The following is a 25811-nucleotide window of genomic DNA, read 5'->3' as shown; positions in this document are numbered from 1 at the left end:
ATGCAAGTCGGGCGCGGATACTGCCTCAAACGCCGCTTAACGTCCTGGTGGCGGGCATGGCGAAGCAGGGGCGCCCACCGTACGGTGGGCGCCCCTGCTTACGACTGCCAGGATCAGGAGTAGGTGAAGGCGTTCGCCTTCGTCGCGACGTTCGCGTCGGTGGTGACCGTCACCGCGTAGGCGCCGGCGGTCTTGGCCGGGCTCCGGCAGGTGATCGTGAACTCGTCGACCACCGTGACGCTGGTGGCCGCGGTGCCGCCGACCGCCGGCGCGGAGCCGGGCGTGAAGTTCGTGCCCTTGATGGTCAGCAGCGTGTTACCGGCCGCCAGGCCCGTGGCCGGGGTCACCGAGGTGATGGTCGCGTCGACGAACTGCGCGTCGAGCCGCGACTGGGGGATCAGCTCACCCGCAGTGGCGAACAGGCTCCGGCCCCCCTCAGGAAAGCGGGTACCGTCGTGCCGCTTGCCGACGTACAGGTTTTCGGTCACCCGGACGATCGGATCGGTGACCGGCACCGACGCCACCTTGGCCGCGGCCGCGGACTTGGTGAGCTGAGTGCCGTTGCTGGCGTACAGGGTCATCGGTTGTCCCCCTCGAAGGTTTGACCGGGGGAGGTGGGCGCCGGCTGGAACACCACAGGCGGAGGAGGCGGCAGCATCCGGCACACCGCCGAAAGCCCCGTCAGTCCCGCGAGGATGCCGACCGCCAGGCCGACCCGCCACCACACCCCTTGGTTCACGAGGTCGGATAGTGGCCGATTCCGGGGCTTACGTCGCGCCGGGCAGGTAGAGCGCCGCTCGAGGGCATCCTCCTCACTCTCGTCCTTCGAGGAGGAAAAGTTAGGAGGATGCCCCGTACGGAGTCAGAAGACGGCGTCGGCCGGCGCGTCGGTGTCCAGGATGTCCGGCGCGTCGCCCCTCACGTTGACGACCTGCGTGAGCGCGTACAGGGCGCACAGCACCGTCGCCCCGTCCTCGGGATCAAGCACCATGAACGGGCCGGTCGGCGTTGCGCCGAACGACTGGCCGGCGTTGACGCTGATCAGCGCCAGCGCGTGCGAGCTGCCCTGGTTGGTGTCGCCGAGCTGGCTGCCGGGGTCATGGCGCAGCTGGTAGGCCACCCCGTCGATGTAGCCCGATACGTCAAACATGGCCTCACCTCAAAGTCATGGGTCGAAAAGCGTCATGGAGGGGGAACGCCCGGCTGTAGTCAGGCGTTCCCCGCCTCCTGCTTACAGCAGAGCCATTACTCCGAACATCCACTGCCGGAAGTCGTCATCCAGGTATTTCTCTCCGGCCAGCAGGCTCTCGACGCCGGTGGTGAACACCTCATAGTGACGGTTGTCGCCGTATTCCTTACCGGTGTAGTGCTCGGGGAAATCGTCACGGTATCCCCTCTCCTTGTTGGTCGAGTAGATATTGACGAGCTTTTCCCGCTGCCGGGAACCGATCTCGCCGGTCGAGGTTCGTGACCAAAGAAACGCCCATTGAGCGTCGACAAGGCCATCGACGACCCGCTCCATACCGTGCCCCATCTCGTGCACCGCCACCGCGTCGGTGTTACCCCCTTTTGACGTCCTGATGATGTTGTCGGTCGACAGTGCGACCGTCCTGTCAGCGTCGGAGTAGAAGCCGCGGCGTACCTTCTTCAGCTTCCATCCGTCAGGGCCGCCATGCTCGCGGAACCGCTCCAGCCACTTCTTGGGGTAGGACCGCTCGGCGAAGCGCATCCCCTTGACCAGGTCGCTGTCTTCTTCCATGTGTTTGCCGGTCTTGTCGTTCACCCAGTCGATTTGGACTCCGCCGATCCCATCGGCGCGGACCTCGCGCAGCACCTCCAGCGCCGCCTCCCGGCGAGCCTGGCCGAGTTCGCGGTCGATGTTGCTCCTGGCGTAAGTGATATTCCACATTTGCGTTTTGTCCAGCTTGGGGTATTTCCGATCGACTACAGCGTCAACTTCTTCGGTGATTTTCTCCGAGAGGTTTTCGAGCCTGATGGCTTCAGCGGTATCTCCGGCGCGGTTCGCCCCGGAGACCGCGTCGTGTAGGTCCTGCCGGCTGGAAAATCCGTGTTCCTTGGCCAGCTTGTTGCCGACCCTTTTACGCAGGGCGGTGCGGTCTCGATGCCATTTGTCTTCCGCCTCGACCAGAGTCTTTTCCTGCTGATCCAGGGCAGCTTGTCTCTCCTTGACTCGGGCTTCTGCCACGCTGTACTTGGCCTGGTAGGCCGCGTCGAGCTCAGCGCCGGCCGCGCGGACCAGCGCCAGGTGCGCCATGGCGTGTTCGCCGGGTCCGCCGTCTGCGGCTACGTCCCGGACGGTCTCCATCGTGGTTTGCGTCTGGGGAACGCGCCCGGATTCGAGGTCTTGGAGGGTGACCGGGGTGAACGTGGTTTTCTGCACGGGCCTATGGGCGAACGTCTTGCCGCCGCCCAGCGCCTCCCGGTAGGTGTTCATCCGGTCTGCCAGAGCAGCGCCCTGCTTGGCCTTTGCGGGCAGTGCGGCCGGCGCTGCCACGCTGCTGGTTGTCTTGCCGAAGTAGGCGGCCTCTTCGAGGTCGGTGAGCGCGGCGGCCGCTGTCGCCATGGTGTCTCTGCTGGTCGGCGGGTTCGACCAAAATTGGTGAAGGATCTCCTCCCACGTCTCGGCCTCGCTGCGGCCCTCCGCGGGGGAGGCCTTGCGCAGGGACTCCACCACCCGATCACGGGCTCGGAGGTTGATGTCGTTGAACAGGGGCAGCAGGCGCCTTTCCACCGACCGGTAGGTCTCCGGGTCGTCGACGCCGAAGATACCGGCGAGCTTTTGGACAGCGTTCCCACGCTCCCGCAGGAACTCCGGGGCGGAGGCGTTCGGGCTCTCGATACGCCCGATGACGTTCTCGATCTTGTCGCGCCGCCTCGGAGCTCCGTTGGCCGCGTGTACTCCGTAGGCGACGCTTTCGAGGTAGGAGAGCACCTCGGCGACCTGTCGCGCCGTGCCCGCCTTGAGGATGCGGTGCTTGACCGCGGCCATCTGCTGGACGTAGGTGGAGTTGCCATCGGCGAGCATCGTCACCGTGCTGTTGTCGCCGTCCATCACGGTGACGACGTCGCTTTTGCCGTCCAGGCCCCGAAGCTCGTAGGTATAGCCGACCGGCTTGCGTTTGCCGATCGGCCCTTCCACGATGGGCGTCACCCGGGTGACGGTGCCGGTGTAGCTTCGGCCGATCACGGGGGAGTCAACGCGGATCAGGTCGTCCTCGACGACCTGGGAGGGCTCCACGCGGGTGCCGTCGTCGCTGGGCAAGAGCCCGTCCCAGGGCTGGTCGCCGGAGGCGGTGCCGCGCGTCCGCCGGACCACGGTGGGCATGCCGCCTCCGTCGTGCTCCAGGTACACCCACTCGGGCTCGTTGTCACCGTCCTGGATCCGCGCCTCGGTGATCCCGCGCCCCTCGTCGAGCATGAGGACCGTCTGCGCTTTGCCGTCGTACTCGATCACGTCGCCGGGACGGAGCGTGGACGGGTGGACGTGCTCGCGCTCGTACTCGGCTGGGCGGGGGACCGGCGTGGGGTCGGGCAGGTCGGGCAGCAGCCACACGTCGGTCTTGCCGGTGACCACGCGGGTCTCCCGGGTGCCGTCGTCGTGCTCGATCTCCACCTCCACCACCCGGCCGCCCATGATGGCGCGGGTGGAGCGGACGGTGACGATCTGCGCGCTGCCTCCCGCGCCGGGCAGGGCGACCACGTCGCCATCGGTGAGGTTGCCGGCGGCGGCCTTCTCCGGGAGAGCGCGGCCCGGCTGCGGGTCGGGGGCGGGCAGCCCGCGGGCTTCGGCCGCCGCGGCGTCGAACCGGGCTGCGGCGCGCTGCAGGGCGCGGCCGCGCGCCGGGGTGACGTCGCCGGAGTCGGCCACCTTGCGCACCGCGTCGGCGAGCGCGGCGGCGTGCTCAGCGGTGAGCGGCATCCGGTGCTGAAGCCGCGCGGCGGCCTCGGCCAGGACGGCGTCCCCTCCGGTGTGGAAGCCGAGGTCGACGACGAACGCCCGTTGGGAGGTGGCCAGCACGGGGCGGGCCGTGGCGGTGCCGCGCGGCAGCGGGCCAGGGCGAGGCACGTCCACCTCACCGCCGGTGGTGTCGCCTCTGCCAGTGGTGTCGCCGCCGGGCGGGTCGACCAGGTCCGCGTCCGGGCCGGTGAGCCGCTGGAACTCCTGGCCGGGCGGGGCGCTCACCCCCTTGAGGGTGCCGTCGTCGTAGCGGAAGCTCACCCGGGTCCGGGCGGTGCGGCCGGACCCGCGCGTGGCGAGGGCCTCCACGGTGGCCGGCTGGAACTCCCCGGAGGGGGTTCGCATCAGGATCCGGTCACCGACCGCCAGCCCCAGGGTGGTGACCGTGCCGATCTCCAGCGGGGTGGGCGGCTGCTCTCCGCTGGCCTCCATCCGGTGGACGCCGCCCTCGGCGGGCACGGCGATCACGGTCCGGCGGTCGTCGTCGTCGCGCACCACGGCGAAGGTGAAGCCTCCGGCCCGGGTGATCGACTCGATGCGGCCCTCGGGGAGCAGGTCGCCGGCCGCGAGCTGCTCGCCCGGGGTCTTGGCCCACCCGGGGTCGGCCTCGCCGGGGGAGGCGTACAGGCCGTCACGGGTCAGGCGCGTCCACCGCCCCACCGGCATGATGCCGCTGCGGCCGTCACGGTCGACCCAGGTGGCGCCCTCCAGCAGCAGGTCATGGCCGCCTGTGCTGCCGTCCGCGCGCATGGGCGCCCGTTGACGGTCACGCAGGCGGCCGGAGATGGTGACGCGGGCGGTGGGCTCCAGCCCCAGGACGGGGACGTCGCTGCCCCATACCGGGATGACGACGTGGCTGCCCACCGCGACCTGGTCGACGCTTCGCCAGGTCGCGTCGTCGGGGATCGCTTCGCCGTTGAGGCCCAGCGCCTCCTGACCGGTGGGCGCCGCGTCGAGGCGCACTGGCCGGTCTCCCCGGTTGAGCTCGAAGTCGTCGGCGCTGCCCAGCTGCCGGCCGGTGCGTGGGTCGTGCACGGTGACCTCGGCCAGACGCACCCGCCCCTGCTCGCCCGGGGCGGCGGCCACACGGCCGCGTACGACGACTCCTTCGGCGGTGCGGGTCATCTGCCCGGCCTGCTGCAGCTGCTCGGTGTCGGCGGTGCTCAGCTCCACCCAGTCGCCCTCACCGAGCTGGTCGGCTCGGGTGGTGACGCCGTACCGGGTGCCGTCGACGTCGCGGGCGGCCAGGTCGCTGTTGGGGACGGCGATCGAGTCGTTGCGGCCGACGACCAGCACCTGCCCGGTGTGCAGGGTCAACTCCAGCTTGCCGTCCCAGCGTTCGGTGACGGACTCGACCAGGAGCGGCGTGCTGTCGAGGGCGTCGCGCTCGCCCAGGAGCACGCTGTCGCCCACCTGGATCTGCCCGGCCCGCTTGTAGCCGCCGCTGCGGTCTCCTTCGAAGTCCGGGGGCGGGGGAGTGTCTCCCTCGGGCTCGGGCTCGGGCTCGGGGTCAGGAGCGGGCTCGGGCTCGGGCTCGGGGTCAGGAGCGGGCTCGGGCTCGGGCTCCGGGTCGCGTACGCGCTTGGCCAGTTGCCGCGCCTGGTCGGCCCGCTCTTTGGCATCCGGCGCCCGATCGAGGGACTCCGCGTGCTTCTCCAGGTAACGGACCGCGCCCTCGCGGGCCCGGGGCGATGCGTCGGCGTCGGCGTTGTCGTCGCCGTTGAGGACTCGCCGGCCGATGTCTCGCCCAGCCAGGTATTCAGCATCCGGGGTCAGGCCGCGCCGGTCGATCTCGTGGTCCATCGCGAGCAGCCCGCCCGCCACGGCCCCAGTGAGCCTTTCGCCGGTATGGGACGGCACCGTGTCGGCCAAGGCGGACAGGTCCACCATCAGCTGCTGCAGCTCGTCGTCGCTGTACTGCTCCAGCTTCTTACGCCGGTCGTCAGCGCTTCGATGCACCAGGCCGGGCTTGTCGACGTTGCTGGCCACCGCTGCGTCGGCGAAGTCGGGCACTCCGATGGTCTTCGCGGCGTGCCGGATGTTACCCTCGGTGACTTCGGTGGTCCCGCCCCGCCACGGCTGCTCAAGGAGTTTCGCCTGCCGTTCGGCTTCGATCTCCCGGCGGATCCGCTCCAGATCCGCCTTCTCCTTCTCCCGCTCGTCTTTGAGGAGCTCGTCACGGAGCTTGCGGGCGTCCTCGGGCCGGTAGCGGGCGAAGGGGCGGTTGGTCGGTTGGAGGATGCGGACGGTCTTGCCGTCCGGCGTGCGGACGGTGACCTGCCTCATCGAGATGGTGCCGCCACGTCCGATGGGCATGGCGTCGTCGATGCTTTCGACGATTCCGCCATACACGTCCCAGGTAGGGGCGTCGATGACGTCGCCCGTCTGGAGACGCTCAGTCCCCACAGGAAGCGGCGTTTCGTCGCTGGCGCTTTCACGGTCCGGCGGGTCGGCCCGGTACTTGCGGTAGCGGTCGAGTGCCTGCTGCGCTTCGTCGGGCGTCTTGAAGTTGACCTTGGAGCGGGTGCCGTTGACCTCCCAGGCGTGGCCCCACTTGATGCCGGGCACCACGCGGCCCTGGCCGTCGCCGCCCGTCCCGGTCTCGGTCTCGGTGCCCGCGCCGGTGTCGGTTCCGGTGTCCGGCTCGGGCTCGGGCTCGGGCTCGGGGTCCGGCTCGGGGTCCGGCTTCGGGTCCGGCGGGTCGTCGCCACCGGTCGTGTCGGTGCCGGGCTCGGGCGCGATCAGCGCGGCCCGGTCAGAACGCCTCAGGGCTTCCAGATCCTTGTCGGCGCGGTTGACGGCGCGGTCGATCTCGAACTTTCCCTCGAGCGACTCGTGGCGCTGGTTGCCCAGCCGCCGGACCGCTGCGAGCAGGCGCATGCCGCTGACCTTGCCAGCGGCGAACTGCTCGGCGATGTTGAGCGCGGCGTCGAGCTCCTTGTTGGGTTCCCTGCGCACCAGGGGCACCGCGTGCAGGTCCGCGATCAGTTGCTTCAGCGGCTGCGGGGTGACGTCCGGCACCTTCGGGAGTGGGGTGTCGGGCGCATCCAGGCGCCCGATGGCCTTGTCCAGGGCTCGGCGGGCCGCGGAGTTGTCCGGGAGCCGGTCGCGGAGCTTCTTCATCTCCTCGAAGACCTCCTGCGAGGACCTGCGGCCGGCGACCGCGTCGGTGGCCAGCTTCCCCAGGACGTTGGCCAGGGGTTCACCGTCGACGTCCAGGCGGGCATCGTCGCCCAGCTCCTTGACGGCTTGTCCGATGTGGCCGTCGTCGTGGTAGACGACCTCGTTGTTCTGGGCGGATGCGGCGCCCCACTTGTTGGGGATGAGGGGCTTGTCGGTCTTCTCGGTGATCGGCGCCCCGGCCGGGGAGGTGCCGCCCTCGCCGCCGGGCTTGTCGGTGTCCGTGCCAGGGGTCGGCTCGTCGCCGGCGGGCTCGGCGTCCGTCTCCGTGCCGGTGTCGGTGTCGCCCTGGTCGTCGTCGGGGGAGCCGTTGTTGAACTCGTCGTCGTCGCCGCTGAGGATCTCGGCCTGGATGTCCTTGGCGATCTTCTGCGCCTCGGGGTCGTCGCCCTTGCCGGTCGCGTCGATGAGCGCCTGGAGCTTCTCGGCGGGGATCGGGCGGGCCATGCCCTCGTCGTCGGTGTAGATGTCGCCGACGACCGGGCCGAGGTTGACCACGTGGTCGCCGTTGGGGCGCGTCTTGACCGATCCGACGACGCCGACCCGGCGCACCGCGCGGCCGTCCTTGTCGCGGCCGTACACGAGCACGGCCTGGCCGGGCTGCAGGTCCTTGACCGACACCCGGTGATCAGCTGCGGCGTCGGGCGTGAAGTCCTGCACGCCGTCGTCGACGGGCTCGACCTGCATGGCTTGGGGCTTGGTGCGGCCCAAGCCGATACCGTCGCCGGTCGGCTTGGATCCGTCCGGCCGGGCCTGCACCTCGAGGTAGTTGCGGTGGACGCGGCGGATGGACTTATCCGGCATGCGAACTTCCATGTACCCGGCGCCGACGTTCTTGATCACCTCGCCTCGGGCGCCGCCCCAGATCTTGACCACCGCGCCGGATTCGATGAACCGGCCCTTGCGGTCACGCGGGTGCAGGTTGGGGTCGAAGCGCCCTCGCCCGACAACGCCCCGTGCCTTGGTGTCCCAGTCGTCGGTGTCCCAGTCGTCGCTCAACCCTGCCCCCGGAAATTCGCGGTGCCCTTTTGCGGGGTGCAGGGTGGCAGTTTCGCTGGTTAACGTCGCATTGGTCTGGCCTCGCTCACAGGGAGATCATCCAGCGGACCCGGCACCGGCAGCCGTAAGTTTCGATGGGCGGGCCGTCGAGGTCGCCGGGCCAGCGAAGGTGGGCCTCCCCGATTTCGAACAGGTCGCCGGCGAGGCGTGTCTGCCCGTCCGCCGCCCGGTGCGTTGACCGGGTGGAGGAGTCGCCGCGCGTCCCCCAGGTGGCCGAGACGAGGCCGTCCGGCCCGGCGATCAGCTGCGCGACGGCGGCTTGGGTGGCGTGGATCAGGTGGGTGAGGGTCCGCACCGCGGTGCGCTCGCCCCAGGTTTCGAGGCCGGGCAGCTGCAGGCGGATCTCGGCCACGATGTCGGTCATGTCCCGCCCTTCCTGGTCGGCGGAGCGGATGAGGTCGCTGATCCGGGTGGCGGCCTCGGCGATCTGGTCGGCGAGCCACATCCTGGTGGTGCGGGCGACGATGATGGCCGGGGCCACCACGTCCAGGCCGGGGGTGTGCGGGAGGGCCGCGGCGAACTCGGCCGCGGCTGCGGTCGCCGCGCCGACCAGTAGCGGAGACAGCGCCGCGGCGGCGTCCTTGTGCCACTGTTGCGGGTCGATGATGCGGGTGACGTCCAGCGGGGCGTCACCGACGCGGGTGTCGGCGGAGTATTCGGGCTGGAAGTGGCGGGTGCCCTTGCGCACCTTCGGGCTGGCGGCCCGCGCGGCGGTTCGCTCGACCAGGCGGCGTACGAGTTGGGTGAGGGCGGCCTGGAGCTTGTCCTCCTGGGCGCGCTCGTCGGCGTCGGCGTCGACGGCCGGGTCGGGGTTGGGCAGGAGAGCCTTGGTCTGGCGGACCGGCTCCTCCTCCTCTTCTTCTTCCTCGTCGTCGGGCTCGTCGTCGATGGCGCTCTGCAGGGTGGCGAGAGCTTGCTCGGTGGCGGGGTCGGCCGCGTCGAACGTCGCCGGAGCCTCAGCGGTGTCGCCAACGTCGCCGGTGGTGTTGGCGGGGTCCTGCGCGGCGGAGTCAGCCGGGGGGATCTCTCCCGGCTGCCCGGCCACGGCGCCCGCGTCCTCGGCCGGTGGCGCCGCACTCTCGGGGGGACCCATACCGAGCGCGATCGCGTCTTCCTCGGTCGTGGGGGTCGGGGTCTTGCCCTGGGCGATGTAGAGGGCCCGGATGTGCGGCAGGTCCACCTCCTCGTATCCGGCCATGGCCCGGTACTCCTTCGGGGAGATCAGACCGGCGCCGAACTCCTCGCGTGCCTCGGCGCGGCGGAGCGCCTCAGGGCGGCGCAGCACCTCCACCTCGTCGGTGTTGAACCGGCCCTTGATGCCTTCGGGGCTGTCGCGGTTGAAGACCGCGGCGATCATCTTGAGCAGCGGCAACATGGTGATGGTCCAGAACGTGAACAGCTCCTGCTCGGCGTTGTCCCACGTCCGGCCGGAGCTGTTGCCGAGCACCGACTCGCCGACGCCGAACGCCGCCAAGACCTCTTCCTTGGCGCGGGCCGCCATCTCCCCGTACGCCATGTCGCGGGGGCGGGCGGCCAGGTCGTGGAAGGTGAGCTTGCCGTTGATGACGCTCAGCTTCCCGGCTTCCAGGGGGCCGCGGGCGAACCGGTTCTCGATGCGGTCGGCCTCGGGCTGCGACAGCTTGCCCTCGACACCCAAAACGCCGGAAGGTCTCGCATCATTCCGGATGAAAGAGACGTTATATAGCCTGCTCAGGAAGTCCAGGTCGACGGACAACCCGGCGGCTTGCAGCGGGGTGATGCCCATGTAGGGGTCGGTCGGGTGCGGCTTGCGGAACCAGCGGACCCGCTCGGCCGGGACCACGTTGCGGGTGCCGTCCGGCGCGGAGGTCTCGAAGTGGCTGAGCAGGACACCGTCCTTGCCCGGGACGGGCCTGGTGCGGCCCGGCGGCAGCAGGTCCAGCCGGATCGGGTCGCCGCCGTTGTTGTAGGTGATCTCCGCGAAACTGCCCGGCGGCGACAGGAGGATCTGCGAGACCAGCCGGTAGCGGAACTCATGTCCGGTCTCCAGCTGGTTGGCCTGGCCCTCGTTGAGCAGGTCCGGCAGAGGGTGCCCCTCGACGATCTCCTCATCGTCGAGCAGCTCGTACAGCAGCGACGAGCCGTGGGTGGCGATCGCGTCGACACACTTGTAGACCCACACCGTGCGCTCAAGGCCTTCGGCGACGGCGCGGTCGACGGGCCAGGCCCGGCGGGCGGCCAGCGACAGCCCGTTCAGCGCGGCCGCGCTGTCGGTGCGGAAGTACTGCTTGGTCTCCATGGGCGGAGGAGCGGAGCGGCCCAGCAGCCCGGGAAGGAATGAACGCGGCAACGTCGGTTCCTCCCGGCTCAGTTGTTACGGCCGGTGGAAGTGACCCACCCGGCGGCCAGCAGGACGACGCCGAGGGCGACGAGGGCGGCGGGAGGCAGCCACAGCACCGCGCCGATCACGGTGAGGATGGCGCCGAGGGCGAGCAGCACCAGGCCGGCGACGTCCCGCAGGACGCGCAGCCGCTCCTGGTCCGGGTTCTGGTCCGGGTCGCGCCGGTCGTGCTGATCCGGGTCGTAATACACCGCAGGCCCCTCCATGCCGTCCAGCCCTCTGAGGGGGCTGGCTCCTGCGCACGGTAGGGGCCCGTCGAGTTAACGTCTTGGCGGCCTACGACAGGCCGGACAGGCGAGAGGCCTGCATCAGGGCGGGCACCTCACGCTCGCGGCGGGCTGCCGCCTGTCGAGCGAGCACCGCGGCGGGCATCTGCTCCGGCTTCGCCTTGATGCGCGCTTCTCGATCCTTCATCCCCCCGCGCAGGTGCTCCCCCTGCGTGGTGTCGGCCGCACATGGGTCGAACATCACGTCGTCGTAGCTTCGTCGGCAGCGTGTACAGAACCGGTCGAGGATGTCGAGGACCAGGCCGCCCTGGTCGTAGTCGGGCATGCTCTCCAGGTCGCCGGGCAGGTTGAAGTACTGGTTCTGGGCAAAGGTCCGCATCATCTCCGGTGAAATCGGCTCGATGGTGAGCGCGACCCCCCAGGTGTGACCGAGCGGAGCAGACATGTAGGTATCACTCCCAAAGGGTCGCGATCGTGTACCCGAGGGGAGGGCCCGTCGTGGGGGAGGTTCCCTCCGGGGGGAGAGGCAGGGGGAACCTCGGACGGCAGGCCCAGCAAGACGGGGCGTGCAATAGGGCACACGGTCGTTGGGAAATTCAGGACAAAGGCAGGTTCAAAAGCTGTTTTGGGACCGCACATCAAGTTAGTAATCCATGCGAAACGCGTAAAGGCGGCACGCGGTCCCGGTATTGCAACCGGCCTAAAACATCCAAAGTAACAATCCGATACGGGCGTGAACCGAAATTGTCCCTCGTGCGTCGCGGTTGCCCGTCGCCCTCAGGCGAGCATCCGCACCTCGTCCTCGTCGCCACCAGGCTCGTACGGGGCCAGAAGCAGAGCCTCTGCCCGGTCGGGGGAGTGCAAACCCCTCTTCTTCATGTCCTTCTTCGACTCGACGACCGAATAACCGCCCCGCGCGCTGGTCGACAATTTCGGCGCCGACAACTGCGCGGCCGTCATGTCGTCCACCCGCAGGCGCGCGGACGTCACCCCGTATTGATCGGGCTGCACCAGGGTTCTACCGCCCAGCCACATCTCGTCCCGTTTGAGCATGGGCCGCAGCGTCGCCTCGTCCGGCTCTCCCTCGGGGGATTCCGACACGATGACCGACACGATCTCCGCCTGGTGGTGGTCCTCGCGCCCCCACGCGGCGAGCAGACCGGCCACACCCCAGCCGAGCCCGATGCCGTCGATCTTGACACGGACTGGCTCGTAGGTGCCGAGCGCCCCGCGCAGCGCCTGGGCGCGGCGGATCTGCGTCAGGATCTGCCCGGCCACCTGGACGGGGTCGGCGTTCTCCGGCCCGGAGCTGGTGTGTTCGACGGTCCACAGATCACCGACGATCCGCGCGATGACCATCTCGTCGCCGCCGGCCGCGGCGACGTCCACGCCGAGCCGCACCCAGTCGCCGTGCTGGACCTTCCACTCGTCGGTCTCGTCGGGCAGGCCGAGGTCGCACAGGCGGACGCCGACCTCGGGCTCGTCCTGGGTGCGGGCGGCCACCACCCAGTCCGCGGGGATCGTCGCGTTGGCGACCCCCTTGGGGAACTTGGCGTGGATCTTGGCTCTGACGTAGTTGCTCTTCGGGCCGTGGATGCGGGTGGTGCGCTCGATCCATGTGCGGTCGACCATGTGCTTGGCCGGGGAGTGGCCGCCTCCGGGGCAGCTGCCGCACTCGCCGAACTGCTCACCGGTCAGGTTCGGGGTGGAGTACGCGCTGATGGGGATGGTGTGGACGTCGGGGTCTTCGCAGTACTTCTCGAACCACGACCCCTGCTCATCGGTCGGCGGGTTGCCGATGCAGATCATCCGCGCGCCGTCACCGACCATCAGACCCGCGAGGTTGTCCCCGATCGTGTGGGCGATCCCGCCGGCCTCCTCGACCACCAGGAGCAGCTGGGCGGCGTGGATACCCTGGACCGCCGCTTCGTTGTACGGCGCGGCCGCGATGCCGTACGCCACCACGGTCTCGACCCCGGCGGCGTTGGGGAGCTTGTACTGCGCGGTGTCGACGATGCCGGGCATGCCGGCGCGGGTGTGGGCGCCGCGGACCTCAGGCCACAGCTGGCGCGAGACCTGGCGCCACAGCGGGGCGAGCGTCACCACGGTGGTGGAGCCGACCGGGTTGACCAGGGAGAACCACAGGACCATCTGCCCGCAGGAGAAGGTCTTCGAGGATCCGAAGCAGGACGGGACGGCGACCTGCTTGTGCTCGGTCAGCGCGGTCATGAACTGGCGCGGCACCGACCACGCCGAGGAGCCGAGGATCTGCTGGCAGAATCCGACCGGGTCGTCCACCCACAGCGCGAAGGACGTGCCGGCCACCCGGTAGGCGGCGGCGTAGACCTGCCGCGCCTCTTCCTCGGCGAGGTCTTCGAGGATGGGCCGCCGGTCCTCGGGCGGCAAACTCATCAGCTCGTCGAACATGTGCTTGGCGAGCTTGGAGTGATTGTCGCCCGGCTCGGCGATCGCCGTGGGCGTGACCAGCAGCGTCATGGGCGCTCGCCGTGCCGACGCACCGCCGTAGTGGCGGGGGTGAAGGTGCGAGCGTAGACACCGGGGTGGCGCGCGGGTCGGACGTCGCTGGTGAGCACGGCCGGACATGGTTGAGCCCCGGGCGGTTAAGGTCCACCCGGGGCTCTGTCGCTGAAGGTCTTGGCTGGCTTAGCCGCCGGAGGCGAGGAGGAGTCCCTTGTTCGCCAGCGCCTGCTTGATCTCGACGATCTGGGCCGGGCCCAGGTTCTTGATGTCGAGCAGCTGCTCCTCGGTCAGTGCGGCGAGCTGCTCCATCGTGTGGATGTCCGCCCGGGTCAGGGAGTTGAAGGTCCGCGGCGACAGGAAGAGGTCGGATCCCTCCTGGCCGGGGTCGGCCTGCGCGATCGGGGTCAACCCCTGCCAGAACTTCAGGATCGCGGTCCAGTCGTACAGGCGGTGCCCGGCCTCGTTGACCGTGTGCTTGGGCTCGGCGTCCTTGGCGCGGGCCGCGCGCAGCCGCTGCTTGACCTGGTCGCGGCTCACCGCGGTGTGCGTGAGCTCGGTCAGCTTGTCGGCGAGCTGGGTGATGGTCAGGCCTCGCTGGTCGGGCCCTTCGGTGGCGCGGCGGCCGAGGTTGGTCTCGCTGTCGGCCCACCAGGTCCGCGCGGCGTCGGGCTCGTAGCGGGTGACGCCGTGCACCAGCGCGCGCTCGGGCTCGGTGCCGTTGGCCTTGGCGGTGCGCAGGCGGCCGCGGACCTTGTCGTAGGTCGCGCCGGGGAGCTCGACGGCCAAGTCGCGCGTGGTCCACCACCCGAACTTGCCCTCGACCCACCAGGTGGTCGTCTCTTCGGCGTCGATCACCAGCAGGCGCCCGCGGCCCCGGCCGGAGGCGGGGACAGACTCGCCGAGGGCGCGCGCCTCCTCCAGGGCGGCGACCAGCCGCTCGAGCGGGGTACCGAGCCGCTCGGCCATGGCCGGCAACGGCACCCACTGCCCGGTGGTCTCCTCTTCGTCGCGGCGGGCTTCCATGTGAGGCACTTCCGCTGGCGGGTCGGCCTTGAGGTCGTCGCCGACCTGCGTCTTGGTCAGTCCGGTGCTGGCCGCGATCTGGGAGTTGATCCACCGGACCTTGTCGATCTTGCCGCTGCTGAGGGCGTGGACGCCGGCGATGCGCTTCTTGGCGGCCTCGGCCTCGTCGGCGGAGAGGGCGAGGATCTCTTTGACCTTGGTGGCGATGATCTGTCTCGCCTGCTTCTCCGACCACTTGGGGAGCTTGTCGTCGACGGGCGCGCGGGGGACGATGCGCTGGTCCCACATGGTCTTGGAGACGCCCATGCTCTGGTAGACGTGGGTGGGCTTGTGCTTGTGCCGGCGCACGAGGACAAGGCCGGCGAGGTTGCGCTGGTGGGCGGCCTGGGCGTGCTTGTCGCGGGCGTCCTTGACGGCTTTGTGCGCCGCGGCGATCTGGTCGACGACTTGCTTGGTGGTCTTGGCGGTGGTCATGGCGGTCCTTCGGTTCCTGGGGCTGTGGTGATCCTCCCGTATAAACGGGGCGAGGCGGGGGACGCGACCCCGCGCTCCCCGCCTCATGGTATACGTCACTTACTAATTACGGAAACGATGTGTCACTTAGAGGGGTGTGACGTGTGTCATGTCGTCACGCCACGGATGCAGGTGGATCAACATCTGCCCTCGCTTGAGCGGGTCCCTGACGCGGTCCTTGAAGACCAGACCGAGCTTCGGGAACGGCCCCTGCACGTAGGTCTGGCTGTCGTCGGCCAGCACTCCGGCCACCACTATCCCATCCAGGCAGGCCTTGACCGTGGGATACAGGTTCGCCGCGTCGCGTGTCCCCTGGCGTGGAGGCCGGAACTCCGACACGACGAACGTCCGCTCCAGCCGGGGGATCCGCGCCGCCCGCGCCAGCGTGATCGCCGTCCCCTTCCACATCTGCGTCAGCCGGTTGGCCTCGTAGCGGTTACGCCGGTGGTTGGAGTTCATGGTCTCCAGGCCCGGCGGGAAAACGAGGGTGTGCACCCAGGCCACATCGTCCACGCGGCGTGTCCTTCCAGAAAACGGGTTGGAGCTCGCGGGCGGCGGGGAGGATCCGCACCGCCCGCGAGCGGTCAGGAGGGGGCGGCGGCGTTCTGCTCGGCCGCCTGGTGGAAGTCCTGGTAGTGGCTGGCGAACGTGGCTCCGGCGGCGGGCCCGGTCGGCGCCGGTTGGGGGCGGCCGCGGGTCCGGCACCCGGGGATGAGGCAGCGCCAGTACGCGGGCCGCAGCGAGAGCAGGGCGGGCGTCTGCGGGCGGGGCTGCTGGGCGATGGGGATGACCGGCGCGACCGGCTCGGGCGGGCCGAGCGTGACCCGCTGGCACCGTGTGCTGCGCGGCCCGGTGCGGCGGCACACGGTCGCGGTCATGCGCTCGTGGGCCACCAGCGGCCGGTAGAAGAACCCGACCGGCCAGCCGGTGAGCCGGGCCAGCTTGACGATCTGCTCGGGGGTGGGGACCAGCTCGCCGCTCTCCCACTGGTCGACCATGGGCTCCTCGCCGCCGAGGGCGCGGTCGACCTCGGGGCCGTACAGCTTGCGCGCGTCCAGCGCCGTGGTGATCCGCCAGGGGATCGGCGTGGGGGACAGCTCGCCGGCCTCCTGCTGCTTGCGCAGCGCCTCCTGGTACTTCTCGCGGTCGCTCATGCTGCTCGCTCCGTGAGGTCGAAGAGGGTGGGCTGGGTGTAGGCGCGGGGCGCGGCGGGCGCCGGGGCGGCGGGCGCGGGCGGCTCGGCGGCGGGGCGGAGCGCATCCAGGGCTTGCTCGAACCGGGCCTGGGCTTCCCGGCTGCGGACGCTCTCGGCGATGGCTTGCCAGACGAGGCCGCGGGCGGGGTCTTCGGGCTGGCGGGGCTCGCCCCTGTTGCCCAGGATGGTGTGGACGGTGTCGCTGGTCGGAGCCTGGTTGCGGTTGACGAGGATGACGGTGGGGGTGCCGTGCCCGGGGATGTACGCCCCCGAGGTGTCGATGACCCAGCGCAGGTCGTACTGGGTCAGGTAGTCCTCGACGTACGCCCTGCCGAACTCCCTCTTCATGAAGGAGCTGGCGGTGAGTTGAGCGCACCAGCCGCCGGGCACGAGGAGATCGTTCATGAGGGCGTGGCACGGCAGGGCCAGGGAGTACTTGCCGTTGCACACCTCCCGGTAGCGGGCCCGGATGGCGGCGTTGACGGCGGCGTCCTTCACCGTGATGTACGGCGGGTTGGCGATCACCGCGTGGTAGGTGCCGCGCTCCAGTAGCGGCTCGTCGACGGCCAGGAGCGAGTCGGCGGCGGCGACGTTCAGCGGCAGGCCCGCCAGGTCCGCGGGGGACGGCTCGTAGCGGTGCGCGCGCAGCATGGCGCGGGCCATGACGAGGAGCCGGTACCGGGCGATGAGGGCGGCGTACGGGTCGAGGTCGACGCCGTGGACCGTCGCCAGGGCGGCGGTGATTCGCGCCAAGGGCTCGGTGCGTACGGGCAGGGCCGGCGCCTGGGCGCGGCCGAACCCGAACTGCTGCAGTGAGCTGGCGCGCACGAGGGACTCGACCAGGATGTGGCCGGTGCCGCACGTGGGGTCGATCATGCGGATGTGGGGGCCGTGCTCGCGGTAGGCGTGGTCGAAGCTGATGTCGAGCAGCAGTTCGGTGACGAACTGCGGGGTCTGGCAGAGCGCCCGGCCTTTTCTGGCTTCGACGCTGAGCTGCTGGTAGAGGTCGCCGATCAGGTAGCCATCAGGCCGGTAGGGGCGGTCGGTGACGTCGTAGCGGGCCCACAGGTCGCCGATCGCCGCGGTGTCGGTGTGGAGCGCGGGATTGACCGCAGGGTCGACGAGCGAGGCGAGGCCGGGGTGGAGGCTGGCGAGCTGCTCGGCGTCGGCCGCCAGGTCGCCGGCGGGCGCGATGAGGCCGGCCCCGGCGGCGTGCTGGAGGAGCGCGCCGGTGTGGACGAGGCAGACGGCGGCCTGCTCGCCGATGTTGCGGGCCAGGTTCGCGGTGACGGCCTGGGCGTCTTTGAGCAGGCCAGCAGAGAGAACGGCACCCACCGCGGCCGTGTACTTCTCGCGGTCGTTCCCGCCTCCCGGGCGCCGTTCAGCCACGACGCACCCTCGGGTCCAAGACGGTCAGCGCTTCACACGCCGGGCATTCGTCGTCGTACTCCGCCTCGCTCTGCTGGCAGGGGCTGAGCCGCTCCTGGCGGGCGGCACGCTCCCGGCAGGCCGAGGAGTCGGTGTCGTGGGCGGAGGGGATGAGCCGCTCCAGGATGGCGCGGAGCTGGTCGACGTCGGCCAGGAGCTGCTCCTGGTCTTCGGCCATCTGGCTGGGCTGGCCGCCCGTGAGCGCGCAGGTCTTCGCCGTCTCGGCGACACGCTTCCGGATTCCGGCGAGCTGGGTGGGGGAGGTGAGCGTCATCACCCACCACCGTTCGGGCTGTCGACCAGACGAACATCAGCGTCGGCGGCCGCGCGCAGCTCTCCGGTCTCCAGGAGCCGCGCGGCCTTCGCCATCGTGGCGGCGTAAGCGATGGTGGCGAGCGCGCCCTCGTTGCCGGCGCCGTACTGGACCACGGCGGGGTCCATCTCCTCGGCCGAGTAGGTGCGGAGCTCGGCGACGCAGCGGGCCCGCTCCTCGGCGCGCATCTCCTTCTCCCGGGAGATCGCGTCCTCGACGTAGACCTCGAAGTTCGCTTCGGTCTGGGCGTTCTGACCCTGGAGGTCGGCGAGCTCGCGGGTGAGTCGCTTCACCTCGGCCAGCAGGTCCCGCACGTCTCGACGGGCGTGCACAGCGGCGGCCAGGTCCTGCTCGCCGCGCGGGTTGCTGCAGGCCGGGACCAGCACGGGCGTACGCTCCTCGCCTGCGGTGATCACACCGGTCATGTGCGGGGTGGCGCTCGTGTCGAACGGGCAGCAGTACGGGCCGTCGTGCTGCCACAGACCGTCCGTGGCCGCCTCATCGCGGGCTTCGATCTCGGCGAGCCGGTCGCCGGACAGGGGCTCAGTCATCGGCCTTCGCCTCTTTCTGAGCGGCGCGGCGGGCCTGCTCCTCGATGGCCGCGCGGTGCGCGACGATGAGGTCGATGGCCTCCTTGTCGGTCATGCCCGCCAGGCGTAGCGGCGGGCACGGCCACATGACGGTGGTGTCCGGGTCACCCTCGGGAGGGGTGCAGAACGTGCAGATGAACCCGCCGAAGACCAGCTCATCCCAGGTGTGAATCTTGATCAGCTCGGGGCGGGTGAGCCACGAGTCGACCTGGACGACCTTCGTGTGGCGAACCACCGGGTCGAAACGGGTGGGGACGCGGTACTCCCACAGCTTGGCGCTGTGGTACCCGGCCCGGATCTGGCCGTACATGGCGCCGAAGTGCTGGCCCGCCTCGTTGCTGATGACCAGCCAGTAGCGGAACTCTCCCTGGGGCTGGCCGGTGTCCTGGCGCTCGATGACCGTCCAGCCCTCGCGGGTCTGTCCGACTTCGGCGTAGGCGAGCTCGCGGGCGATCGTGGGGTCGAGGTCGACCGGGTCGGTGGCCACTGGCGGCTCGGGGGTGACGGGGAAGACGTGCACCCGGAACGGGGTCGTCTCGCCCTTGACGGCCGGGCGGAGGCCGATCTCGACCGTGTCGCCGATCCTGCGGGCCGATACCCACACGTCGGCGCTGTAGTCGTATGCGCCGTCGTGGTTGGCGATGACAGCGGCGACGGTCTCGGTGGTGTGCTCGGTGCTCATCGGATCAGGTCCTTGTTCTCGGTGAGGGCGGCGATGGCGAGGCGGGCGTAGACCAGGCAGCCGCAGGCCCGCACTCCGATGTGGGAGCCCCTGCACAGCTCGGCGTGGAAGTGCAGCGCGAGGGCGAACTCCGGCTCGGGGTTGGCCTCGGCGTGCATGGACACGAGGGCGAGCGCGGCGGCGATCTGCCGGGCGGTCTCGGGGTCGACGGCGTCGCCGGAGGGCTCTCCGCAGTTGCCGCACTCGTGGACGACCTTGCCGCCCTCGGCCTTCAGCACGCCAAAGGCGGTGTTGACCCGGTCGGCGACCTCGGCGTCCGGCCGGGGCAGGAGGATGTACCGCGGGGCGCCGGAGGCCTTGAGGATCTCGTCGGCCACGGTCACCGCGTCCCGGGCGGGCACGATGACGCTCACGGACGCGGGGTGCTCGCCGTCTCTGCTCAAGGTCAGCAGTGCATCGCCGAGGGTGGTCTCCTCGATGGCCAGGCGGGTGCCGTGCTTGTCGGGATAGATGTACGAGTCACGCATCGGCGGTGACCTCCTTGGTGGTCGGGACGCTGTTGCTGTGGCCGTAGGCCGTCACGCCGAGGGCTTCGGCGAACGGCTCGGCCAGCGGCAGGAACCCGGCCACGGGCAGGCCGGGGTAGTCCTGGCGGGCGACGTCGAGGCATCCCGGGCACGGGGTGTGGACCATGCCGGGGGCGTGGCAGCCGCCGCCGACGCTCCACCCGGGCGTCGCGTCGTCGAAGCGGTCGATGTCGCACAGGGTGGGGCCGGGCGTGCCCTGGCGGGTGCGGCGCACCAGGCAGACGTTGCCGACCGGGATGGAGTCGAACAGGCCGCCGTTGGCGAACTGGAGGGTTGCGAGGTGGGTGACGGGGGGCTCGTCGGGGGTGTCGTGTGCGGGGGGCTGGTCCAAGGTGATCTCTCCTCAGGGCGGGAGGGGGAGGAGGCCGGCGGCGGGCGGGCCAGGGTGTCAGCCGGTGACGTGGTTGACGATCGCGATGAACCCCCAGCCGAGGACCCCGAGGGCGGCCAGGGCGAGGACGGTGACGAAGAGGAACCACGCGATCCAGCCGCGGGGGAAGAACACGGGGGAGGCCTTTCGGGACGGGAGAGGGAAGGTGCTGGCGGCGGGCTGGGCGGCCCGCCGCCGGGGCGGTGTCAGGTGAGGATGTCGTGGATGATCCGGATGAGGAGCCAGCCAAGGCAGGAGACGATGAACCATCCGAACCAGCTGCGGGGAACGAGCGTGAAGGCCTTTTCGGGCGAGGGGGGAGAGGCCGGAGAGTGCTTCACGCCGTCGCTTCGCGGGGTGAGGGTGTAGCGGCGCATGATCGCGGTGACCACGGGGGCCAGGTCTTCGGGGTCGTCCATCAGGCTCAGGTCCGGGTCGTTCTGGATGCGGGTGACGACCTGCTGGACTTCGGACTGGGCGGGGTGCAGATAAGAGGCAAGGGCCATGGGGAACGCTCCGGAGCTCATTGGCGGGCTTGTTGGGGCGGCCGGGGCGAGAGGATCGCTCCCCCTCGCTCACGCAACCAAAGGTATACCTTCCTTACGATTAAGGAAAGTCCGGGGTGAAGGGGGCAGACTCGATGCCGGTCACCGTGCAGCCGTAGTGCTCGGCATAGCCGATCGGCCAGGTGCCGACCACGTAGTAGCCGGGCCACCCAGCGTAGTAGCGCAGGTCACCGCGATACGCGGGGGTCGGCTGCGGCGGATAGACGCGGCGCGGCTCCCGGGCGGTGCTGCGCTGCCCGGTCGTGTCGCGCTGGATGATGGTCTTGGGCGGAGCCACCTGCTGGTTGGACTGATACGTCGTCTTGGGCGGGGCGTTGTTGGCGGGCTTCTGGACGGAGGTGACGAGGGCCGGCTTACCTCCGCCGCCGCCGGTGCTACCGCCGCCGCCGCTGGTGCTGCGGTTGCCGCCGGAGTTGGAGCTGGAGCCGGGGCCAGGTCCGCCGGGGCCGGGACCGGCGGCGGTCGCGGCGCACGCGGGCTGCTCCTCGGTGGCGGCGCACGCCACCAGGAGGCCGAGGACCATCACGCCGACGAGGGCGATACGGACGAGGAACGAGCGGTTCATGCGGTGTGTCTCCTGGTAGATCGGGATGGGACTACGTGGTGCGGGCCCGCGTGGTGCGGGCGCGCTGCTTCTTGCGGGGCTTTCGGGGCTTGCGGTGGTTGCGCTCGTAGGCGCGGTTGTAGGCGGTCTCGGTCTCGCGGCAGCCGTCGCACAGCGGCTCGCCCTGCTCGCGGTGCCGCTTGGCGGCGGCCAGGCTGGGGCAGGCCTCGACGGGCTTCATCGGGCGCAGCGGCCGGGGCCGGGCGTGCTCGGCGGTCGGCGGCGCCGGGGTGGCCGGCGCTCCGGGCAGGGCGCGGCCGTGGGCGTCCCAGGTGATCCACGCCAGGAGCTCCTCCTCGGTCCGGTCGACGTCGACCAGGGCGGCGAGGATGATCGGCAGGTGGTCGCGCTCGACCTGGGGGAGTTCGGAGAGGTAGGCGGCGACGGCGGCGGGCTCCTCGTCGCGGACCATGCACGCCAGGTGCAGGGCGACTTTGAGCAGGTGGCGGGCGAGGTTGTCGCGGTGGCGGGCGTCGGCCAGGTCGAGGCCGAGTCCGGGGATCGGGTCCTGCTTCGCGGTCACTGTCACCTCCTTGGGTGGGGTGCTCTGGCGGGCTCCGGCCCGGTAGCGCTTGATGGTGCGGGTCGAGAGGTTCATCTCGGTGGCGATGCGTCGGGCGCTCCAGCCGAGGCCGTCCAGTTCCAGGAACCGGCGGTAGCGGTCGGCCGCTCCGGAGCGCTTCGGCGGCGCGGCCGCGGCGGGGGCCGCCCGGGAGGGGCGGGGGAACGGGATGCCGTTGGCCGCGAACCGGCGGTAGCAGGGGCTGCACAGGCCCCGCGCGTGGTGGGGTCTGGAGCAGTCGCTGAGCCAGCACGGTTCGCGGCTCACGGGCCTACGAGGCGAGCACCGGGGCGGTGACCTCGTACAGGGGGGTGCCGCAGGAGCAGATGATGCGCGGGTCGCGCGCGTCGAACCTCCAGCCGGGGCAGTCGTGCCCGGCCTCCTGCTTCAGGGTCCACACCGCGGCGATCAGCCGCTCGGCGACGGTGAGGTCGAAAAACTCCTGAGCGCTCGCCGTGATGGGGCCGAGCTGCTGGTTGAAGAGGGTCATGGGAGTGGCCTTCCTGGGGGCGGGAAACCGGCCGGCGAGATCGCAGTCCCTCACCGAAGCACTTCTTATGGTATAGCACGCTTACCGATTTCCAATCCTTTGCACGCCTACGGGGGTGGCTTTTTCTGCGCGTGCCGTCGTCCCGGGATCCCCGGGGCCCGCCCGCGCGGTACGAAGCCGAGGCGGAGACAAGCACAAAGGAGAGTTAACGTCGCATCCCCAGGTCAGAGCCTCGCCAGCGCCGCCCGGGCGCCTGCCCGACGCTGCGGTTCCCCGGCGGCCCGGCGATGTGGTCCGATAGGGATCCGACGAGCCGGCAACCACCCCGAGGGAGACAGGCGTGAGCGCTAGGCAGATATGGGAGAGCTACCTGCGGCGTACCGGCGCGGCGGAGATGTACGGACGCGAGCCCGTGTACTTCCAGCAGCTCAACCAGATCCGCGACCTGATGACCCGCCTGGAGGTGATCCTCGAAGACGAGGAGATCGCCCCCGAGCAGCGCGAGCGGATCCTCCGCAGCGTCGTGTACGGGACCCCTACGGTCGCCGAGGCCGAGCAGCGCCTCAACGAGCGCAACGAGCGGCTCCTGCAGACCTATCGGGCGGGCGTTCCCCTCGCGAATTTCCCCCCAGGCCTCAGGTGACCGGAGCGGCTAGCATGAGATCGCCTGATAGCAGGACCCTGGCAGCGCGGGGGACGTCACCCGCGCCGTGAAGGCCTGGAACGTCGAACCGGGGAGAGACGGGCGCTCCCAAGGGGTGTAGCGCAGCGTGGCTTAGCGCGCCGGGCCGTGGGGCCCGGAGGTCGCCGGTTCGAGTCCGGTCACCCTGACGGTGGGTGCGGGGCAGCTGGGCCGGCCGCCCGACGTCCCGCGTTCCTGCGAACGCCCCCTGGCGAGTCTGGCCGACTCGCGTAGCTCAAGGCCACCCGCGGATACAACGGGGCCAGGGGAGTGCTTGCCGGCGCACTGCGGTGACGTCCGGAAGTGGGCCCCGGGAGCTCCCGCCGTACTGGCGGGGCCCGGGGCCCGCGCATTCCAACTACCAGTTGCTGCCAGCATCGCCCAGCACTGGGAGTTGCTGTGATCTACGTCATAAAGGGCGGCACGTCGCACACCCCTATTCGGGCTCGCTGGTGCGGTTGGCTCGCTCCATCCGGGCACGGGTACGAGCTCGCGCCAACGACAGGCGCCGTTGCTGCTCAGCGTCGTCAACGGTTTCCTCAACCGGCGGCACTCCGCTTTCCGACAACAACCGCTGGCTCTCGATGGAGGCCTGCGCCGCGGCGTCGGCTTTCTGCCACCGCAGAGGGTCGGCATCGCGGCCGACTGCTCTGCGCTGCGCTTCGGCCTGCCGGTGCCGGATCATCTTCTCGGCCCTGGGCGAGTTGGCTACCAGCAGGTACCGCGCCCAAGCTGCGGCGTCGCTGACGTTGTTGAACCGAGGAGGGGGATTCTCAGGCACAGGTTCTCCGTTCCGCCAGACGAGCCTCCATCGTGGCCCGAGCTGCCAGGTAGTCGTTGGTTGCCGATGTGATCGACCCGGACTGGGTGAGCGGTGCCAGTGCCTCGGCCCGAGACAGACGGGGCTGTGCCGGGATGGGGCCACCCAGACTCTTCGCGGACCGGGCCGCGAAGTCGGCACGCCGGGCTTTCTGCTCAGCGAGCTGTGCGGCGGCGCAGGCCGCGCTGCGCAACGACGGCAGCGTCGCTTTCAGGGCGCCGTCGTTGTCGAGCCACGCTCGGACCCTCCACCGCACCCACCCGGGCACCGAGTACAGGTCGCGGGAGACCGTCCAGGCCCGCCCGTCCGGCTGGTGGTTCAGGACGTGCCACACGTCGCGGATCGTCGCCCCGGCGCCGAACAAGCGCCGCAGCAGCGAGCGGAGCCGCAGCGCCGACAGCTTGCGCAGCATCGGGTCCTCGGCCCGCAGCCGCTCGCACGCGAGCAACATTTCCTTTTTGGTGCCGGGCGTTGCGGTGGCCGACCACTGCGGGCGTGGTATCGCGGGCGTACGACGCGCGCCCGCGCCCGGGGAGGCGTCACTTTCTTCGCTCAGAGCAACCCCGGAGAGGCTTGTGGGGGTCCGAGTTAGATCCACAGGCAGCGTTTCCGCAGGCCAGGGCACGTCCCGCCAGTCATCGGCAGGGGGGGCCTCCTCGATGGGGAACAGCTCGGCGATGTCGGCGTCGTCCAGGGCGGCGAAGGCCTCGAGGGGCACCGTCAGGATGTACTCGGCGGCGAGATTGCCGAGCCCGTCGTCGATCAGGCCGGAGGCGGTGCCGCGCCGGTAGCGCACCGTGGAGCCGGGGGTGAGCACGACCAGGAGGCCGCGCGCCTGCAGCCACCGCAGCCGATCGGCGAGCGTGGACCGAGATACCCCGGACGTCTCGGCGAGCACGGCCCAGGTCGCGCCCAGGCGCGGGGACGTCACCCGGTCGGCGCCGGTACGCGTGGCCACCTGCCACACCACCGCCCTGGTGCGGGCCCACCAGTCCGCGCGCCGGGAACCGGCGTCGTCGAGCTCCTCGACGACGCGCAGCCAAAACGCCCGCGACGGCGCCCGCGACAGGTGATCAGGGATCACCGTGTCCGGGTCGAGACGGTCGTACATCCCCGCCGACGTCGACGCGACGACGGAGGGTCCGGTCGTAAGCCGGGCAAGGTGGGACACGCCGATTTCGGGCATGACTTTCCCGCCCGGGAATCCATCGTCTACCATGGTCCCCAGACCTCTGGACACCGGCACGGCACGAAAAAGCCTCGGCCGACACGAGCCGGACCGGATGTCTACCTAAGAAGGTCCTCGCGCCGGTAGCCGGCAAGCATTTGGCGCGGGGGCCTTTTCCTTTGGTCGTATGAAGTTGTGCGCCGTCCCCGGCTGGTCTTGAGTCTCCTTACGAGCGGCTACGCCGCCGCGTGGTCATCGTCGGACAGTGACAGGGTGAGCTGGTCGCGGGCAGCCAGCAGGTCCTTGGTCTCCATGTCGCGGGCAGCGGCCAGCAGCGCGGCTACCACCGACCCGGCGGCTTCGGCCGCCTCGGGGTGGCGCTTCGGGTCAGGGTGCAGCGCGGACATCAGACGGTCCAGGTAGGCAGTCATGTCAGCAGAGCCAGTGGCTTTGGACTGAGCCACCATGCGGGTCTTCAGATCTTCGGCTGTGCGGAACGTCGTGACGGACCGGTCGCCCTTGTGTGGCTGCGCCATCTCCTGCTCCTCCTGTCACTAGTGATCGACAACGTAGCGCAATCAGAATCAGATTGCGAGCAGCGAGGGGAAAACGACTCCGCGTGTCCAAGCCCCCATTAGGAGCCCAGGGCCTCCCACGTCACTTCCTGGGCTTCGTGGTCGGCCTGCCAGTAGCACGGGCAGGAGCGGCAGTACAGCCGCAGCCGCCCGGCGCCGGGGGTCTGCTGCGAGTCGCCGACCGCCGGGCGGAGGTCTTCTCCGCATGCCGGGCAGATGCCCTCGCCGAGCGCGGCCAGGGAGTGCAGCACGCCCAGGCGCTCGATCTCCTCGCGGGGAGTGCCTGCGGGGACGGTGAGGGCGGGACGAGGCCGTGCAGGGCGCGGGGGCATGAGGG

At 70.4% G+C, this 25811-nt stretch carries 25 protein-coding genes and 1 tRNA gene; 2 read left to right on the top strand and 24 right to left on the bottom strand.

Features of this window, described 5'->3' with window-relative positions; genetic code table 11:
* Positions 1-113 precede the first annotated feature (113 nt).
* The 20 genes from ABT053_RS34680 to ABT053_RS34585 form a co-directional block, all read right to left on the bottom strand.
* A complete protein-coding gene (locus ABT053_RS34680) occupies positions 114-581 on the bottom strand; it encodes an IPT/TIG domain-containing protein (RefSeq protein WP_350974975.1) in 468 nt (155 codons plus the stop codon).
* Positions 582-862: 281 nt separating this feature from the next.
* Entirely contained in the window at positions 863-1150 is a 288-nt protein-coding gene (locus tag ABT053_RS34675; RefSeq protein ID WP_350974974.1) for a hypothetical protein, read from the bottom strand.
* A gap of 81 nt (positions 1151-1231) precedes the next feature.
* Complete coding sequence (locus tag ABT053_RS34670) at positions 1232-8158, bottom strand: hypothetical protein (RefSeq protein WP_350974972.1); 6927 nt, start codon at positions 8156-8158, stop codon at positions 1232-1234.
* Positions 8159-8243: 85 nt separating this feature from the next.
* The gene (locus ABT053_RS34665) at positions 8244-10547 is read right to left on the bottom strand and encodes a phage portal protein (protein ID WP_350974970.1); all 2304 of its coding nucleotides are present in this window, start codon (positions 10545-10547) and stop codon (positions 8244-8246) included.
* Between the two features lie 17 nt (positions 10548-10564).
* Positions 10565-10789: a hypothetical protein gene (locus ABT053_RS34660; RefSeq protein WP_350974968.1), complete on the bottom strand. Its 225-nt coding sequence runs from the start codon at positions 10787-10789 to the stop codon at positions 10565-10567.
* A gap of 85 nt (positions 10790-10874) precedes the next feature.
* Complete coding sequence (locus tag ABT053_RS34655) at positions 10875-11270, bottom strand: hypothetical protein (protein WP_350974967.1); 396 nt, start codon at positions 11268-11270, stop codon at positions 10875-10877.
* A gap of 332 nt (positions 11271-11602) precedes the next feature.
* Complete coding sequence (locus ABT053_RS34650; RefSeq protein WP_350974965.1) at positions 11603-13321, bottom strand: hypothetical protein; 1719 nt, start codon at positions 13319-13321, stop codon at positions 11603-11605.
* Between the two features lie 168 nt (positions 13322-13489).
* Entirely contained in the window at positions 13490-14803 is a 1314-nt protein-coding gene (locus tag ABT053_RS34645) for a DNA-directed RNA polymerase subunit alpha C-terminal domain-containing protein (RefSeq protein WP_350974964.1), read from the bottom strand.
* Between the two features lie 126 nt (positions 14804-14929).
* Positions 14930-15355 (bottom strand): RusA family crossover junction endodeoxyribonuclease, encoded by a 426-nt coding sequence (locus ABT053_RS34640; protein WP_350974963.1) that lies wholly within the window; start codon positions 15353-15355, stop codon positions 14930-14932.
* Between the two features lie 71 nt (positions 15356-15426).
* Positions 15427-15996 carry a hypothetical protein gene (locus ABT053_RS34635; RefSeq protein WP_350974962.1) on the bottom strand — a complete coding sequence of 190 codons (570 nt, stop codon included), beginning with the start codon at positions 15994-15996 and terminating at the stop codon, positions 15427-15429.
* Positions 15993-17426 (bottom strand): Eco57I restriction-modification methylase domain-containing protein, encoded by a 1434-nt coding sequence (locus ABT053_RS34630; protein WP_350974961.1) that lies wholly within the window; start codon positions 17424-17426, stop codon positions 15993-15995. Before ABT053_RS34630 ends, ABT053_RS34635 begins: the two co-directional genes overlap by 4 nt.
* Positions 17419-17739, bottom strand: coding sequence for a hypothetical protein (locus tag ABT053_RS34625; protein ID WP_350974959.1), 321 nt, complete (start codon positions 17737-17739; stop codon positions 17419-17421). Before ABT053_RS34625 ends, ABT053_RS34630 begins: the two co-directional genes overlap by 8 nt.
* Positions 17739-18329: a hypothetical protein gene (locus tag ABT053_RS34620; protein WP_350974958.1), complete on the bottom strand. Its 591-nt coding sequence runs from the start codon at positions 18327-18329 to the stop codon at positions 17739-17741. The genes ABT053_RS34625 and ABT053_RS34620 overlap by 1 nt, the downstream gene beginning before the upstream one ends.
* A complete protein-coding gene (locus tag ABT053_RS34615; protein ID WP_350974957.1) occupies positions 18322-19050 on the bottom strand; it encodes a hypothetical protein in 729 nt (242 codons plus the stop codon). The genes ABT053_RS34620 and ABT053_RS34615 overlap by 8 nt, the downstream gene beginning before the upstream one ends.
* Positions 19047-19577: a hypothetical protein gene (locus ABT053_RS34610; protein ID WP_350974955.1), complete on the bottom strand. Its 531-nt coding sequence runs from the start codon at positions 19575-19577 to the stop codon at positions 19047-19049. The genes ABT053_RS34615 and ABT053_RS34610 overlap by 4 nt, the downstream gene beginning before the upstream one ends.
* Positions 19570-19968: a hypothetical protein gene (locus ABT053_RS34605; RefSeq protein ID WP_350974954.1), complete on the bottom strand. Its 399-nt coding sequence runs from the start codon at positions 19966-19968 to the stop codon at positions 19570-19572. Before ABT053_RS34605 ends, ABT053_RS34610 begins: the two co-directional genes overlap by 8 nt.
* Positions 19969-20213: 245 nt before the next feature.
* Entirely contained in the window at positions 20214-20513 is a 300-nt protein-coding gene (locus ABT053_RS34600; protein ID WP_350974952.1) for a hypothetical protein, read from the bottom strand.
* Between the two features lie 100 nt (positions 20514-20613).
* A complete protein-coding gene (locus tag ABT053_RS34595; protein WP_350974950.1) occupies positions 20614-21138 on the bottom strand; it encodes a hypothetical protein in 525 nt (174 codons plus the stop codon).
* A 31-nt stretch (positions 21139-21169) separates the two neighbouring features.
* Positions 21170-22006 (bottom strand): hypothetical protein, encoded by an 837-nt coding sequence (locus tag ABT053_RS34590; protein ID WP_350974949.1) that lies wholly within the window; start codon positions 22004-22006, stop codon positions 21170-21172.
* A gap of 4 nt (positions 22007-22010) precedes the next feature.
* Positions 22011-22283, bottom strand: coding sequence for a hypothetical protein (locus ABT053_RS34585; RefSeq protein ID WP_350974948.1), 273 nt, complete (start codon positions 22281-22283; stop codon positions 22011-22013).
* Between the two features lie 286 nt (positions 22284-22569).
* Between ABT053_RS34585 and ABT053_RS34580 the strand changes: the two genes are divergently transcribed.
* Entirely contained in the window at positions 22570-22872 is a 303-nt protein-coding gene (locus ABT053_RS34580) for a hypothetical protein (protein ID WP_350974946.1), read from the top strand.
* Positions 22873-22983: 111 nt separating this feature from the next.
* Positions 22984-23060 (top strand) — tRNA-His (locus tag ABT053_RS34575).
* Between the two features lie 287 nt (positions 23061-23347).
* Here the strand turns inward: ABT053_RS34575 and ABT053_RS34570 are convergent.
* From ABT053_RS34570 to ABT053_RS34555, 4 genes are all read right to left on the bottom strand, one after another.
* Complete coding sequence (locus ABT053_RS34570; protein WP_350974944.1) at positions 23348-23692, bottom strand: hypothetical protein; 345 nt, start codon at positions 23690-23692, stop codon at positions 23348-23350.
* Positions 23685-24917, bottom strand: coding sequence for a hypothetical protein (locus ABT053_RS34565; RefSeq protein WP_350974942.1), 1233 nt, complete (start codon positions 24915-24917; stop codon positions 23685-23687). Before ABT053_RS34565 ends, ABT053_RS34570 begins: the two co-directional genes overlap by 8 nt.
* A gap of 218 nt (positions 24918-25135) precedes the next feature.
* A complete protein-coding gene (locus tag ABT053_RS34560; protein ID WP_350974940.1) occupies positions 25136-25435 on the bottom strand; it encodes a hypothetical protein in 300 nt (99 codons plus the stop codon).
* A 98-nt stretch (positions 25436-25533) separates the two neighbouring features.
* Positions 25534-25806: a hypothetical protein gene (locus ABT053_RS34555; protein ID WP_350974939.1), complete on the bottom strand. Its 273-nt coding sequence runs from the start codon at positions 25804-25806 to the stop codon at positions 25534-25536.
* Positions 25807-25811 lie beyond the last annotated feature (5 nt).

This window comes from Streptosporangium sp. NPDC002524 (assembly GCF_040295985.1).
In the GTDB taxonomy this organism is placed as follows: Bacteria; Actinomycetota; Actinomycetes; order Streptosporangiales; family Streptosporangiaceae; genus Streptosporangium.
Note: the sequence above shows the minus strand (reverse complement) of the source record. Positions and strands in the feature narration are given on the sequence as shown.

Excerpts from the sequence above, each read along its gene's own strand:
- ABT053_RS34610 (WP_350974955.1), bottom strand. The coding sequence starts at position 19,577 with ATGCGTGACTCGTACATCTATCCCGACAAGCACGGCACCCGCCTGGCC.
- ABT053_RS34615 (WP_350974957.1), bottom strand. The coding sequence starts at position 19,050 with ATGAGCACCGAGCACACCACCGAGACCGTCGCCGCTGTCATCGCCAAC.
- ABT053_RS34565 (WP_350974942.1), bottom strand. The coding sequence starts at position 24,917 with ATGCCCGAAATCGGCGTGTCCCACCTTGCCCGGCTTACGACCGGACCC.
- ABT053_RS34655 (WP_350974967.1), bottom strand. The coding sequence starts at position 11,270 with ATGTCTGCTCCGCTCGGTCACACCTGGGGGGTCGCGCTCACCATCGAG.
- ABT053_RS34645 (WP_350974964.1), bottom strand. The coding sequence starts at position 14,803 with ATGACCACCGCCAAGACCACCAAGCAAGTCGTCGACCAGATCGCCGCG.
- ABT053_RS34625 (WP_350974959.1), bottom strand. The coding sequence starts at position 17,739 with ATGACGCTCACCTCCCCCACCCAGCTCGCCGGAATCCGGAAGCGTGTC.
- ABT053_RS34620 (WP_350974958.1), bottom strand. The coding sequence starts at position 18,329 with ATGACTGAGCCCCTGTCCGGCGACCGGCTCGCCGAGATCGAAGCCCGC.
- ABT053_RS34560 (WP_350974940.1), bottom strand. The coding sequence starts at position 25,435 with ATGGCGCAGCCACACAAGGGCGACCGGTCCGTCACGACGTTCCGCACA.
- ABT053_RS34555 (WP_350974939.1), bottom strand. The coding sequence starts at position 25,806 with ATGCCCCCGCGCCCTGCACGGCCTCGTCCCGCCCTCACCGTCCCCGCA.
- ABT053_RS34595 (WP_350974950.1), bottom strand. The coding sequence starts at position 21,138 with ATGAACCGCTCGTTCCTCGTCCGTATCGCCCTCGTCGGCGTGATGGTC.
- ABT053_RS34600 (WP_350974952.1), bottom strand. The coding sequence starts at position 20,513 with ATGGCCCTTGCCTCTTATCTGCACCCCGCCCAGTCCGAAGTCCAGCAG.
- ABT053_RS34680 (WP_350974975.1), bottom strand. The coding sequence starts at position 581 with ATGACCCTGTACGCCAGCAACGGCACTCAGCTCACCAAGTCCGCGGCC.
- ABT053_RS34675 (WP_350974974.1), bottom strand. The coding sequence starts at position 1,150 with ATGTTTGACGTATCGGGCTACATCGACGGGGTGGCCTACCAGCTGCGC.
- ABT053_RS34635 (WP_350974962.1), bottom strand. The coding sequence starts at position 15,996 with ATGAGCGACCGCGAGAAGTACCAGGAGGCGCTGCGCAAGCAGCAGGAG.
- ABT053_RS34650 (WP_350974965.1), bottom strand. The coding sequence starts at position 13,321 with ATGACGCTGCTGGTCACGCCCACGGCGATCGCCGAGCCGGGCGACAAT.